This window comes from Agrobacterium sp. MCAB5 (genome assembly GCF_052114365.1).
Lineage (GTDB): Bacteria > Pseudomonadota > Alphaproteobacteria > Rhizobiales > Rhizobiaceae > Agrobacterium > Agrobacterium tumefaciens.
Window position 1 is genome coordinate 735,667 of record NZ_JBFREP010000001.1, and the last position, 12,086, is coordinate 747,752.

The window sequence follows — 12,086 nt, forward strand, 5'->3', positions numbered from 1 at the left end:
CAGGGGCAATTCCTCATTTGTCGGCGTTACCTGAAGATTTAGGACAGATGTACCGCTTAGGGAAGGAGGCCCTTTGTCGCTGATGTCATTTTGTCTCCCCGAACACCCGGATGACGAGGCCGCCTTCGTTTTCTTTCGCGGCTGTCTTGATGCCGGCGATCTCGCTGCCGATGCGCTCGGGATTGGCGATGATCAAACCTTTTGGCAATGTGAGAACGCCGATGGAGCAACGCAGCAGGGCAAAATCCCGCTCATTGCCGCGACGGTCCAGCCCGACCATGCGACCAGCCTGACGGTCCTCTGGCGAATAGAGTTCGGCCACTTCACCGTGAAAATCGCTGAGCAGCCGCTCGAGGATTTCCGTCAGTTCCTCCACCGCCCAGTCACGCACGCCGACGAAGAAGTCGTCGCCGCCGATATGGCCGAGAAAGCAGTCGCCGGCGAAAAAGTAGCGACGCATCAGTGCGGAAAACAGGGTGATGGCGTGGTCGCCGGCATTGAAGCCGTATTTATCGTTGAAGGGTTTGAAATTGTCGAAATCGCAATAGCAGAAGAAACGGGTCTCATCGCCATCGCCGCAGCTGTCGGCTATGAAGCCGCCGATGGCGCGGTTGCCCGGTAGCGCCGTCAGCGGGTTCTGGTCCTGCGCCATCTTGAGCTGTTTTTCATTGATGACCTTGATGAGTGATGCGGCTGAGACGATGCCGGCGTAACGCATGTTTTCGGTCAGGATGATGCAGGCGCTGCCGCCCATGCTGGCGAACATGTTCATCAGTTGATCGGCATCGGCGTCGAGACCCACGATCGGCGCAGGATCGACGAAGTGGGAAATGGTGCGCTCGTAGATCTTGTTCTTGAGGAGATCGCGCCCGAAAGGCCGGTAGATGTATTCCTTGAGGTGATATTCGTTGATGACGCCGCGCGGTTCGCCATTGGCGTTGAGCACCGGGAAAAACGCCTGCTGCGGGTTTCTGCGGAACAATTCGAAGACGCTGTCGACGCTGTCATGCTCATAGACGGTGGGAAGACGCTCTATTTCGCGACGGATGAGGATTTCGTCCAGCGACTGGCTGTTGCGCCGCGCCACGCCCACGCGGTTGAGGTGCGGAAAGCTCTCGGGAAGCTCGCTGGTGAAAACCGTCGGCCTGGCGATCAGCCAGCCCTGCACCAGATCGACGCCATATTCGCGGCAGGTGAGAAATTCCGCTTCGGTTTCGATGCCTTCCGCAATGACCCGGACGCCGAGAACATGAGCGATGTTGACGATGTTGCGCACGAGATGCTGCTTGCGCGGAAGATGATCGACACCGCTGATGAAATGCCGGTCGATCTTCAGGTAATCAAGCGGATAGTCGCATAAAAGCTTCATCTCGCCGTGACCGGCGCCGAAATCGTCGATCGCCAGCTTGAAACCTTCCTTGCGCATGCGGGCGATCAGCGCCTTGAACTCCGGCACGCTGGTATTGTCGAAACGTTCGGAAAGTTCAAAGCAGATGGAGGAGGCCGGAATGCCCGCCCGCGCCAGATGGCCAACGAGCTTGTCAAGAATGGCGTCCCCGTGCGGGATAAGCCTTACATCGAGATTGAGGAACAGGGTGGTGGTGGAAAAATCCGCCAGGGTGGAGAATTTAGCGAGCGCCCGGCTTGCCAGCATCTGCTCGAAGGCCTTCAGCTCGCCATCCTCGGCAGCCTGGTCGAGAAGCGCGAGCGGATTGGAAAACCCAAGCCGGTCATGCCCGCGCATCAGTGATTCATATCCGAAAATCGTGCCCGTCGTCGCCTCGACGATCGGCTGAAACGCGGTTTCAAGCACAAGCTTCGCCATGGGAAACATGTGCCCGGAGGCAAACCGCCTTATGACATCGTTCTCCAGCGTTACGGCCGGCATTTCTGTTCTCCGCTATTGCCAGTTCCCGTTGGTGGCATGACAAGTCAAATGCACACACGGGAACTTGTCTCTTTTCAGCAGACAATCGCAGATTACAGGTCAACAAAAGCTTTCACGACTGTGAAGCTTTAATGAAGGTTTTGTCACGGGCCCCTCAATAGCCAGGGGTATCCGGCAGGCCCTCAGGCCCGGCGCACATGGCCGGTGTGAGCGGCGTAAAGTTCCGCAACATTCAGGCGTTCGCGATCCGCCTCGACAGGTGCTGCAGCCTCTGTATCTGCGCCGGTTGCGGCAGCAGAGGCCGCCCATAGTCTCAGCGCGGCCCTTACGACCTCGCTGCCGGATGCGTAGGCGCCGCTATTCACGGCCTCGCGCATTCTTGCTGCCTGTTCCGGGGAAATCGATACTGTCACCATTGGCATGATATCACTCCCTTGTTCAACCGTTGCGAAGGCATCTCCGGTCCGTGCCAGGACTTGATGGGAATCGCGGTCTTGCGGGCGTTTTTTCAGTTTTCGTCTGGCGCCGCTTCCAGCGAAATTTGTATCACTCTGCATATTAGCACGAAACGTGTTCCATTCCCAATTTGCAGTATATCACGGTTTAGTTTTTCCCCTGTGAGCGGCTCCTCAGCATGGGAGCGGCTAGTCTTATCCGGCCTTGCCCGGTTTTCTTTGATCCATGGCAAATCAGCGACATGAAATGGCGCGTTTTTTATTGATTGATTGATCAATCAAGAATATTTTGCCCGCCATCAAGGAGACCCTTATGCCCAAGATCGGAATGGAGCCTTTGCGCCGCAAGGCGCTTGTGGATGCGGCGTTACGCACCATAGGCCACCATGGTTCGCTGAATGTGACAATGTCGGATATTGCCCGGGAAGCGGGCGTATCGCCGGCGCTTGCGCATCATTATTTCGGCAGCAAGCAGCAGCTTCTTCTGGAAACCATCCGCAGCCTGCTGCGGGATCTGAGGCGCGATGCGGTGGCGGCGCTGACCCGCGCCAATGGCCCGCGCGAACGGCTGAGCGCCATCGTTCACGTCTCTTTCCAGAGCGACCAGTTCACGCCCGAAACGGTGGCGGCATGGCTTGCCTTTTATGTGGAGGCGCAGCGCTCGGAAGAAACGCGCCGCCTGCTGGTGCTCTATTCCCGTCGCCTGCGCTCGAACCTCATGGCAAGCCTAAACCGGCTATGTCCACCCGATGACGCAGCGCGCATCGCGGAAGGGGCGGCAGCCCTTATCGACGGGCTGTATATCAGGCACAGCCTGCGTTCGGCCCCGCTTGGGCTCGCCTCCGCGCCTGCCCTTGTCGAAGACTATTTCGACTTGCAGCTCAAACCATATCCTGATGGACAGCGCCCGAAGCCGTCCGTCCGCATTCTCTAGGAGTATTCGACATGACTATCGTGACGTCTCTCAGGGCGCAGCCCAAAGCCTCGCATTTCATTGATGGCGACTATGTCGAAGACAATGCCGGCACGCTTTTCGAAAGCGTCTTTCCGGCCACCGGCGAAGTCATTGCAAGGCTGCATGCGGCAACGCCCGCGATTGTCGAGCGCGCCATTGCATCGGCCAAACGCGCCCAGAAGGAATGGGCGGCAATGAGCCCCATGGCGCGCGGGCGTATATTGAAACGCGCCGCCGATATCATGCGTGAACGCAACGAGGCGCTCTCCACGCTCGAGACGCTGGATACCGGCAAGCCGATCCAGGAAACCATTGTCGCCGATCCGACCTCGGGTGCCGATGCCTTCGAATTTTTCGGCGGTATCGCGCCTTCCGCGCTGAACGGCAACTACATCCCGCTCGGCGGCGATTTCGCCTATACCAAGCGCGTGCCGCTCGGCGTCTGTGTCGGCATCGGCGCATGGAACTATCCACAGCAGATCGCCTGCTGGAAGGCGGCGCCGGCGCTCGTTGCCGGCAACGCCATGGTCTTCAAGCCATCGGAAAACACCCCGCTCGGCGCTTTGAAGATCGCGGAAATCCTGATCGAGGCAGGGCTGCCCAAGGGCCTGTTCAACGTCATTCAGGGTGATCGCGATACCGGCCCGCTTCTGGTCAACCACCCGGATGTCGCCAAGGTCTCGCTCACCGGCTCGGTGCCCACCGGCCGCAAGGTTGCCGCCGCCGCCGCCGGGCATCTCAAGCACGTGACGATGGAACTCGGTGGCAAATCGCCGCTGATCGTGTTTGACGATGCCGATATCGAAAGCGCTGTCGGCGGGGCGATGCTCGGCAATTTCTATTCTTCCGGTCAGGTCTGCTCCAACGGTACCCGCGTTTTCGTGCAGAAAAAGGCGAAGGACCGCTTCCTCGAAAACCTGAAGCGCCGCACTGAGGCGATGATCCTCGGCGACCCCCTGGATTACGCCACCCATCTCGGCCCGCTGGTCTCCAAAGCCCAGCAGGAAAAGGTGCTTGGCTATATCGAAAAGGGCAAGGCGGAGGGTGCGACACTGGTAACCGGCGGCGGCATTCCCAACAATGTTGCAGGCGAGGGCGCCTATGTGCAGCCGACCGTGTTTGCAGATGTGACCGATGACATGACTATCGCGCGCGAGGAAATCTTCGGCCCGGTCATGTGCGTGCTGGATTTCGATGATGAGGATGAGGTTCTCGCCCGCGCCAACGCCACCGAATTCGGCCTTGCCGGCGGCGTCTTCACCGCCGATCTGGCCCGTGCTCATCGCGTGGTCGACCAGCTGGAGGCGGGCACGCTGTGGATCAACACCTACAATCTCTGCCCGGTGGAAATCCCATTCGGCGGCTCCAAGCAGTCTGGTTTCGGGCGCGAGAATTCGGCGGCGGCGCTGGATCATTATAGCGAGCTGAAGACGGTTTATGTGAGCACGGGCAAGGTGGACGCGCCTTATTGAGATTTGGTGAGGGGGGAACCCCACCCTCAGCCCGTTAATCGGAACCAACGCTCATTGAAGAGAGAGCAAATCATGCACGCAGATTACGTCATCGTCGGTTCCGGTTCCGCAGGCTCCGCCATCGCCTATCGCCTGTCGGAAGACGGCCGTTATTCGGTGATTGTCATTGAGGCTGGCGGCTCGGATTTCGGGCCTTTCATCCAGATGCCGGCCGCACTGGCCTGGCCGATGAGCATGAAGCGCTACAATTGGGGCTATCTCTCCGAACCCGAACCGAACCTCGACAATCGCCGCATCACCGCACCACGCGGCAAGGTCATCGGCGGTTCGTCCTCCATTAACGGCCTTGTTTACGTGCGCGGCCATGCCGAGGATTTCAACCGCTGGGAGGAATTGGGCGCGCATGGCTGGGCCTATGCGGATGTGCTGCCTTACTTCAAGCGCATGGAACACAGCCATGGCGGCGAAGAGGGGTGGCGCGGCACGGATGGGCCGCTGCATGTTCAGCGCGGGCCGGTCAGCAATCCGCTGTTCCACGCCTTCATTCAGGCTGGCGCGCAGGCAGGCTTCGAGCTGACAGACGACTATAACGGCTCCAAACAGGAAGGTTTCGGCCTGATGGAGCAGACCATCCATAATGGCCGCCGCTGGTCCGCCGCCAATGCCTACCTGAAGCCGGCGCTGAAGCGCGGTAATGTCACGCTGGTCAACGGCTTCGCCCGCAAGGTCGTCATCGAGAACGGCCGTGCCGTCGGCGTCGAAATCGAGCGCAGGGGCGGGGTGGAAACCATCAGGGCCGATCGTGAGGTCATCGTCTCGGCATCGTCTTTCAACTCGCCGAAATTGCTGATGCTTTCGGGCATCGGGCCTGCCGCTCATCTGAAGGACATGGGCATAGAGGTTCAGGCGGATCGGCCGGGTGTGGGTGCAAACCTCCAGGACCATATGGAGTTTTATTTCCAGCAGGTCTCCACCAAGCCGGTGTCGCTTTACTCCTGGCTGCCCTGGTTCTGGCAGGGGGTCGCGGGTGCGCAATGGCTGCTGTCGAAAGGCGGGCTAGGGGCCTCCAACCAGTTCGAGGCCTGCGCCTTCCTGCGTTCAGCGCCTGGCCTGAAACAGCCTGACATCCAGTACCATTTCCTGCCCGTCGCCATCTCCTATGATGGCAAGGCGGCTGCGAAAAGCCATGGTTTTCAGGCACATGTCGGCTACAACCTGTCGAAGTCGCGCGGCAATGTCACGCTGCGTTCCGCCGATCCGCATGACGACCCGGTCATCCGCTTCAACTATATGAGCCACCCGGAAGACTGGGAAAAATTCCGCCATTGCGTGCGCCTCACGCGCGAGATTTTCGGCCAGAAAGCCTTCGACGATTTTCGCGGGCCGGAAATCCAACCGGGCGAAAAGGTGGAGACGGACGAACAGATCGACGCCTTCCTGCGCGAACATCTGGAAAGCGCCTATCACCCCTGCGGCACCTGCCGGATGGGCGACAGGAACGACCCCATGGCGGTCGTTGATCCCGAATGCCGGGTGATCGGCGTGGAGGGGCTGCGGGTCGCCGACAGCTCGATCTTCCCGCATGTGACCTATGGTAATCTGAATGGCCCGTCGATCATGACGGGCGAAAAGGCGGCGGACCACATCCTTGGCAAAACCCCGCTGCCGCGCTCCAATCAGGAGCCGTGGGTAAACCCGCGCGCGGCCGTCAGCGACCGGTGAGGATCAATGGTAATCGTCCTCGCGCTGGTGGCGAACGGCGGCAATGGTGACTGTTTCCGGGCCGTCGATGCGGAACAGCACGATATAGCCGGATGACCCGAACGGCACGAGGAGTTCACGTATCAGCCCGTTTTCAGAAGATGCCTTACGGCAACTGAAGGGAAAATCGCTGAGAATGTCTAATCCTGCTCTTATGGCGTGAATGGCCTTCTCGGCCACATTGATGTCGTATGCGATCAGAAAATCATAGATGCGATCGAAATCCGCCAGTGCTTCTTCGGTATGACGAAGCTGATATGTCATTTCCGTTTCGCGGCTTTCGCAGCATCGAGTTTTCTTTGCATCATCGAAAGAACATCGTCGGTGCTATAATAGACACCGGTGCGCTCCGCTTGTTCGAGCGACGCCAGCCCGCGCGCAATGAATTCCGCCTGCGATTTGCGGATTTCCACCTGCCTGCGGACCGAATCCTCGACAAATGACGATAGCGTCTCGCCGTCTTTCAGAACGCTTTCTGCCGCCTCGCGGAAATCCGCCGTTACACGCAGCGAAGGCAAAGTTGCGGTTTTCATCTTTTCTCTCCATGCGTTGCATTTGCGATGCGCAGCTTCTGCCATCTGTCGCAACGAGTCAAATGCAAAACTTGCAATCGCCGGCTGGCAGGCAGATAAACGGGTTTCCCGTCTGCTAAATACCAAAACCACCGATCTGGATCCCCATGCCCGTCGACTACAAAAAGCTGAAGATGCTCCGCCGTTCCCGTGTTGTGTGGGGTTCATGGCGGGTGTGGAAGCCGAGGGCAGTATTCTGGATCGGCGCGCTTGCAGTCGGCATCATCAGCGTCGGGTTTGCCTGGGCGGCGGATCGCGCCCAGCATCTTTTCTTCTCGGCAACATCTTCCGGCGAATGGGCGTTTCTGCTGCCGCTTGTCGTGACGCCGCTCGGTTTCACGCTGTGCGCCTGGCTGGCGCTGACGGTTTTTCCCAATGCTGGCGGCAGCGGCATTCCCCAGGCCATCGCCGCGCGGCACCTGCGTGATGATGCGGATCGTTCGCGGCTCCTGTCGCTGAAACTCGCTTTCGGCAAGGTCGCGCTGACGGTCGTCGGGCTTTTGTCCGGTGCGTCAATCGGGAGAGAGGGGCCAACCGTGCAGGTCGGGGCCTCGATCATGCTTCAGGCGGCGCGCTGGGGCGGCATGGCACAGGCAAAGGGTCTTATTCTTGCCGGATCAGCGGCGGGTATTGCGGCAGCGTTCAACACACCGCTGGCCGGCATCGTGTTTGCCATCGAGGAAATGAGCAAGACCTACGAATCCCGTGCAAACGGCCTCGTCCTTACCGCCGTCATCCTGTCCGGCCTTGCCTCGCTGGCGCTGGTCGGCAGCTATACTTACTTTGGCACCAGTTCCGTCATGGCGAAAACCATGATGGACTGGCTGCTTGTACTGGTCTGCGGCATTGGCGGCGGTGCGTTTGGCGCGCTGTTCAGCGCGGGGGCGCTGCGCCTGTCCGCGCGCATCCGGCGCTTCGCCCAGGCCATGCCGTCAAGGCGCATGCTGGCGGTTGCCGCCGCCTGCGGCCTTGCCTCCGCCGTCATCGGTATTGCAACTGATGGCGCGACCTTCGGAACGGGTTACGAACAGGCGCGCGCCGCAATCGAGGGCCAGGCCGCACCGGCCTTCTTCTTCATCGAAAAGCTGGCGGCCACGTTTCTGGCGATGATGTCGGGCATTCCGGGCGGTATATTCGCGCCGTCGCTGTCCGTGGGCGCGGGCTTTGGCAGTACGATGGCGACTTTGCTGGGTACGAGCATCGGCCTTGGCGCCATTGTCGGCATGGCGGGATATTTCGCGGGCGTGGTGCAGGCCCCCATGACGGCTTTCGTAATCATCCTCGAAATGACCGGCAATCATGACGGCGTCATCCCCATCATGGTGGCATCGATGCTGGGATATCTAACCTCCCGGCTTTTCTCCCGGGAGCCGCTCTATCACGGCCTGTCGCGTGTTTTTATTGCCCAGAGCATCCGCGCCAAACGCGCAGCACAGGCCGCTGAGACCTGACCCGACTTTACGCGCGGATACCCGCTACTCCGAAATAGCCAAGTCCCGGTATCTTCACACCGGGCCGGCTGAAATCGAAGCCCGCGACCAGGCCGAGGAAATTGACCTCGAAGCCGCTGCGTGCGCCCGCCGAAATGCCGAACAACCCGCCAAGCGAGAGGCTCGCATCCTTCCAGTCGTCGGCGACGTGGTAAAACGCGCCGTTGGGCAGATAGTCGCGGCCCACCGCGTCTGATGGCAGAACCACACCGAGCTCCGGCACGCTGCGCAGCACATGGGCAACGAAAGTGTTGGAGTTGGGACCGGGATAGATACGATAGCCGCCCGGTTTGCCATAGGGATAGTCGGCAATCGCCTGTTCGATCTTCGGGATCAGTTTTTCCGCTGCGGCCCCATGAATGGCCACCACCTGACGCGGCGTGTTGGAATACCAATAGGCATCCGCCGGATAGCCATTGTGGCGTATCGGCATTCCCCAGCCCACCTTGTCGTAGCGATCGTAGGCCGTCGCGCCCGGCTTTTTCAGCACGATCCAGGCATGGCTGGCGACGGAGCCTTTAAAGCCACCGGTCATGGCGGAAAAAACGTAAACCGCCGCCTGCCGGTCGGCACCTGCTTGCGGCAGGGTGCCGGAGGAAGACCAGCGCGCGTCACGCCAGCCCTGCGGGTGATCCCTCATGGCCCACAACCCCGCCGATGCCAGAGCTGGCAGCAGATAGATGATGGCAATCGCCAGCAGCAGACGTTTTGCAAATTTCACTGATAGCCTCGTGCATCGAAAAATCAATTGCGCTATCAACGACATAAAATCAGAACTTTTTGAGGCCGCAAAAATGAACAATTCCGTTACCGTCGAAGTCCTCAGGGGCAGTCTGGTCGAAAGCCGCCACCAGGGTCTTGCAGTGGTGGTGGATGGCGATGGTGGCGTCGTGTTTTCAGCTGGCGATGTCGAGCGTGGCGTTTTCCCGCGTTCTGCCTGCAAGGCCATGCAGGCGCTGCCGCTGGTGGAAAGCGGCGCGGCGGATGCCTATGGCTTCGGCAATCGCGAACTGGCGCTTGCCTGCTCTTCCCATTCCGGCGAGGACGAACACGCGGCGCTCGCCGCCTCCATGCTCGCAAGGGCAGGCAGGGATGTGGATACGCTGGAATGCGGCGCGCACTGGTCTTCCGACCAGAAGACCATCATCCATCAGGCCCGCACGCTGGAAAAGCCGACAGCGCTTCACAATAATTGCTCCGGCAAGCACTCCGGCTTCATCTGCGCCTGCTGTCACACAGGCACCGACCCCAAGGGCTATGTCGGTTACGACCACCCCCTGCAGCGCGAAATCCGCGCGACGATGGAAAGCCTGACGGGTGCGACGCTTGGCCATGACAATTGCGGCGTGGACGGTTGCTCGATCCCCACTTATGCCGTGCCGCTCAAGGGTCTGGCGCATGGTTTTGCCAAGATGGCGACGGGCAGGGGGCTGGAGGCCGGGCGCGCGCAAGCCTCCCGCCGGCTCTTTGACGCCTGCATGGCGGAACCCTTTTATGTGGCGGGCACCGGTCGCACCTGCACCAGGCTGATGCAGATCGCGCCGGGCAGGATTTTCGCCAAGACCGGTGCGGAAGGCGTGTTCGTGGCCGCACTGCCGGAAAAGGGCATCGCCATGGCGGTGAAATGCGAAGACGGCACGACGCGTGCGGCGGAAGCGATGATTGCCGCAATGCTGGCGAAATATTTCGATGGCGCCGAGAACGAGGCGCTGCTTGCCATGGCAAACCGGCAGATGCGCAACTGGAACGGCATCCACGTCGGCGATATCCGCGTCGTCGGCCTCTAGAGGCATCTCCTGTAAAACTGCGCAGCGGCTTTACGTCCGGAACACGCGTAAAGACAAAAAATAAGGCGCGCGGTATGCCTTCGGTTAAACGCGACGCGCTTCAGAAATAACCTTTGACGCGGCCCGCTGCCGGCAGGATGATGGATTGCCCTTGCATGTGATGGTCTGCCAGATCGCCGCCGCAGGGGCTGGCGTCTGCACGCGAGGAGGTGGGCGCCCCTCATTGCCCTGGAGGTTGCATATCCATGTTCACACTGTTTTTCTCCCCCGGTTCCTGCTCCCGCGCCAGCCATATTGTGCTTGAGGAATCCGGCCTGCCTTACACGGCCCATCGCGTCAACTTCGCCGAGGGCGAGCAGCGCTCCGAGGCATTCCTGAAGATCAACCCGAAAGGCCGCGTGCCAGCGCTGGCAACGGCAAGCGGGGTGCTGACGGAAACGCCTGCCATCCTCGCCTTCATTGCGCAGATGGCTCCGGAGAAGAAACTCGCCCCACTCGACGATCCCTTCGAATTCGCCCTGATGCAAGCCTTCAACGCCTTCATTTCCTCCACGGTGCATGTCGCCCATGCGCATGGCCGGCGCGGCAGCCGCTGGGCGAACGAGGATAGTTCCCTGGCGGATATGAAAGCGAAGGTGCCGCAGACCATGACCGATTGTTTCGAACTGATCGAGCACGGCATGCTGCACGGCCCATGGGTCTTGGGCACCGCCTATTCGGTCGCCGATCCCTATCTATTCGTCATGTCCGGCTGGCTGGAAAGCGACGGCGTGGATATCGCCCGCTTCCCGAAGGTGCATGATCACTTCAGGCGCATGAACGAGCGCCCGGCCGTGCAGCGGGCGCTGGCGGGTGAGAAGGGGTGATGTGCTAAAAAGCTTGCTTCGTCGTCCTCGGGCTTGTCCCGAGGATGACGTCGAGTGCGAAGAGAGGTCTGCCAACTATCCCCTAGCTAGTGCCTTCGTTCACGCCGCCTCGGCGGCCCGGCTGTCCCACATGGACTTGAATGCCGTGCGGGCCTGGCAGCGCTCCAGCCAGGCTTTCAGCGCCGGATGGGCGTCAAACAGTGGCTGGTGGCCCTGCGCGTAACGGACGATTTCCGCCACGTTGAGATCGGCGACGGTGAAACGGTCGCCTACCAGATAATCGTGGCTGGCAAGATGTTGCTCCAGCACCCGGAAGGGCCGCCTCAAGAGGCGCGCGGCGACATCGATAACCGCTTTGCCGGCATCGCTTTCCGAAAGTCCTTCGGCAATGGCGGAGGAAATCTTCAGCGAATTGTTCTCGATTTCGGTCGCGGCAAAGAACGACCATTGCAGCATCGCCGCATCTTCCTTCAGGTCGACCGGTGCGAGCGGTCCGCCATATTTGCGGACGAGATAAAGGTTGATGGCCATGGATTCATAAAGCACCATGCCGTCATCTTCGATGCAGGGGATGGTGCCCATCGGATTGATGGCCAGAAACGCGGGGGACAGCGTGTTGAGCGGCGCGTCTGCGGCCAGGGGATCGGCAACGCGGCGGGCCTGCACGACAGGCACGTGCTTGAATTCCATGCCCAGTTCCCCGGCAAGCCAGAGCGTGCGCGTGGCGCGGGAACGGTAGACACCATAGATCGTCAACATCGAAGTCACCCTTTTACCTTTTCGATGGCGGCACGTTAAGGTCTCGTCCTTTTAAAGTGAAGTTGTGGATGTCAGGGTCAA

The 12,086-nt window shown here is 60.2% G+C and carries 12 protein-coding genes; 6 read left to right on the forward strand and 6 right to left on the reverse strand.

The window, feature by feature from the left end; translation table 11 throughout:
* Positions 1 to 85 precede the first annotated feature (85 nt).
* Together AB4Z23_RS03575 and AB4Z23_RS03580 are read right to left on the reverse strand one after the other, a co-directional pair.
* Positions 86 to 1,888: a GGDEF domain-containing protein gene (locus tag AB4Z23_RS03575; protein WP_013635646.1), complete on the reverse strand. Its 1,803-nt coding sequence runs from the start codon at positions 1,886 to 1,888 to the stop codon at positions 86 to 88.
* A 182-nt stretch (positions 1,889 to 2,070) separates the two neighbouring features.
* Positions 2,071 to 2,310 carry a ribbon-helix-helix domain-containing protein gene (locus AB4Z23_RS03580; RefSeq protein ID WP_025592709.1) on the reverse strand — a complete coding sequence of 80 codons (240 nt, stop codon included), beginning with the start codon at positions 2,308 to 2,310 and terminating at the stop codon, positions 2,071 to 2,073.
* A 346-nt stretch (positions 2,311 to 2,656) separates the two neighbouring features.
* On the opposite strand from AB4Z23_RS03580, the gene betI reads away from it, so the two are divergent.
* From betI to betA, 3 genes are all read left to right on the forward strand, one after another.
* Positions 2,657 to 3,277, forward strand: coding sequence for a transcriptional regulator BetI (betI, locus tag AB4Z23_RS03585; protein WP_003511878.1), 621 nt, complete (start codon positions 2,657 to 2,659; stop codon positions 3,275 to 3,277).
* Positions 3,278 to 3,288: 11 nt separating this feature from the next.
* Complete coding sequence (betB, locus tag AB4Z23_RS03590; protein WP_421477915.1) at positions 3,289 to 4,770, forward strand: betaine-aldehyde dehydrogenase; 1,482 nt, start codon at positions 3,289 to 3,291, stop codon at positions 4,768 to 4,770.
* Between the two features lie 72 nt (positions 4,771 to 4,842).
* The gene (gene betA / locus AB4Z23_RS03595; protein ID WP_173992395.1) at positions 4,843 to 6,492 is read left to right on the forward strand and encodes a choline dehydrogenase; all 1,650 of its coding nucleotides are present in this window, start codon (positions 4,843 to 4,845) and stop codon (positions 6,490 to 6,492) included.
* Between the two features lie 3 nt (positions 6,493 to 6,495).
* On the opposite strand, the gene AB4Z23_RS03600 is transcribed toward betA, so the two are convergent.
* Both AB4Z23_RS03600 and AB4Z23_RS03605 read right to left on the reverse strand, forming a co-directional pair.
* Positions 6,496 to 6,795 (reverse strand): type II toxin-antitoxin system RelE/ParE family toxin, encoded by a 300-nt coding sequence (locus AB4Z23_RS03600; RefSeq protein WP_035197952.1) that lies wholly within the window; start codon positions 6,793 to 6,795, stop codon positions 6,496 to 6,498.
* Entirely contained in the window at positions 6,792 to 7,064 is a 273-nt protein-coding gene (locus AB4Z23_RS03605) for a YlcI/YnfO family protein (RefSeq protein WP_003511882.1), read from the reverse strand. The genes AB4Z23_RS03600 and AB4Z23_RS03605 overlap by 4 nt, the downstream gene beginning before the upstream one ends.
* A gap of 146 nt (positions 7,065 to 7,210) precedes the next feature.
* Here AB4Z23_RS03605 and AB4Z23_RS03610 point away from each other — a divergent pair, with 146 nt between their 5' ends.
* Positions 7,211 to 8,554, forward strand: coding sequence for a chloride channel protein (locus AB4Z23_RS03610; RefSeq protein WP_003511883.1), 1,344 nt, complete (start codon positions 7,211 to 7,213; stop codon positions 8,552 to 8,554).
* A gap of 7 nt (positions 8,555 to 8,561) precedes the next feature.
* On the opposite strand, the gene AB4Z23_RS03615 is transcribed toward AB4Z23_RS03610, so the two are convergent.
* Positions 8,562 to 9,314: a DUF3750 domain-containing protein gene (locus AB4Z23_RS03615; protein WP_003511884.1), complete on the reverse strand. Its 753-nt coding sequence runs from the start codon at positions 9,312 to 9,314 to the stop codon at positions 8,562 to 8,564.
* 73 nt (positions 9,315 to 9,387) lie between these two features.
* On the opposite strand from AB4Z23_RS03615, the gene AB4Z23_RS03620 reads away from it, so the two are divergent.
* On the forward strand, positions 9,388 to 10,380 hold the full coding sequence (locus tag AB4Z23_RS03620) for an asparaginase (protein WP_013635650.1): 993 nt from the start codon (positions 9,388 to 9,390) through the stop codon (positions 10,378 to 10,380).
* A 245-nt stretch (positions 10,381 to 10,625) separates the two neighbouring features.
* Positions 10,626 to 11,246 (forward strand): glutathione S-transferase family protein, encoded by a 621-nt coding sequence (locus tag AB4Z23_RS03625; RefSeq protein WP_421477917.1) that lies wholly within the window; start codon positions 10,626 to 10,628, stop codon positions 11,244 to 11,246.
* 99 nt (positions 11,247 to 11,345) lie between these two features.
* Here AB4Z23_RS03625 and AB4Z23_RS03630 read toward each other — a convergent pair whose 3' ends face one another.
* On the reverse strand, positions 11,346 to 12,005 hold the full coding sequence (locus AB4Z23_RS03630; RefSeq protein WP_421477918.1) for a glutathione S-transferase family protein: 660 nt from the start codon (positions 12,003 to 12,005) through the stop codon (positions 11,346 to 11,348).
* Between the last annotated feature and the right edge of the window lie 81 nt (positions 12,006 to 12,086).

Bases quoted from the DNA above. Each gene is read 5' to 3' on its own strand.
- AB4Z23_RS03575 (WP_013635646.1), bottom strand. From the start codon at position 1,888: ATGCCGGCCGTAACGCTGGAGAACGATGTCATAAGGCGGTTTGCCTCC.
- AB4Z23_RS03580 (WP_025592709.1), bottom strand. From the start codon at position 2,310: ATGCCAATGGTGACAGTATCGATTTCCCCGGAACAGGCAGCAAGAATG.
- betI (WP_003511878.1), top strand. From the start codon at position 2,657: ATGCCCAAGATCGGAATGGAGCCTTTGCGCCGCAAGGCGCTTGTGGAT.
- betB (WP_421477915.1), top strand. From the start codon at position 3,289: ATGACTATCGTGACGTCTCTCAGGGCGCAGCCCAAAGCCTCGCATTTC.
- betA (WP_173992395.1), top strand. From the start codon at position 4,843: ATGCACGCAGATTACGTCATCGTCGGTTCCGGTTCCGCAGGCTCCGCC.
- AB4Z23_RS03600 (WP_035197952.1), bottom strand. From the start codon at position 6,795: ATGACATATCAGCTTCGTCATACCGAAGAAGCACTGGCGGATTTCGAT.
- AB4Z23_RS03605 (WP_003511882.1), bottom strand. From the start codon at position 7,064: ATGAAAACCGCAACTTTGCCTTCGCTGCGTGTAACGGCGGATTTCCGC.
- AB4Z23_RS03610 (WP_003511883.1), top strand. From the start codon at position 7,211: ATGCCCGTCGACTACAAAAAGCTGAAGATGCTCCGCCGTTCCCGTGTT.
- AB4Z23_RS03620 (WP_013635650.1), top strand. From the start codon at position 9,388: ATGAACAATTCCGTTACCGTCGAAGTCCTCAGGGGCAGTCTGGTCGAA.
- AB4Z23_RS03625 (WP_421477917.1), top strand. From the start codon at position 10,626: ATGTTCACACTGTTTTTCTCCCCCGGTTCCTGCTCCCGCGCCAGCCAT.
- AB4Z23_RS03630 (WP_421477918.1), bottom strand. From the start codon at position 12,005: ATGTTGACGATCTATGGTGTCTACCGTTCCCGCGCCACGCGCACGCTC.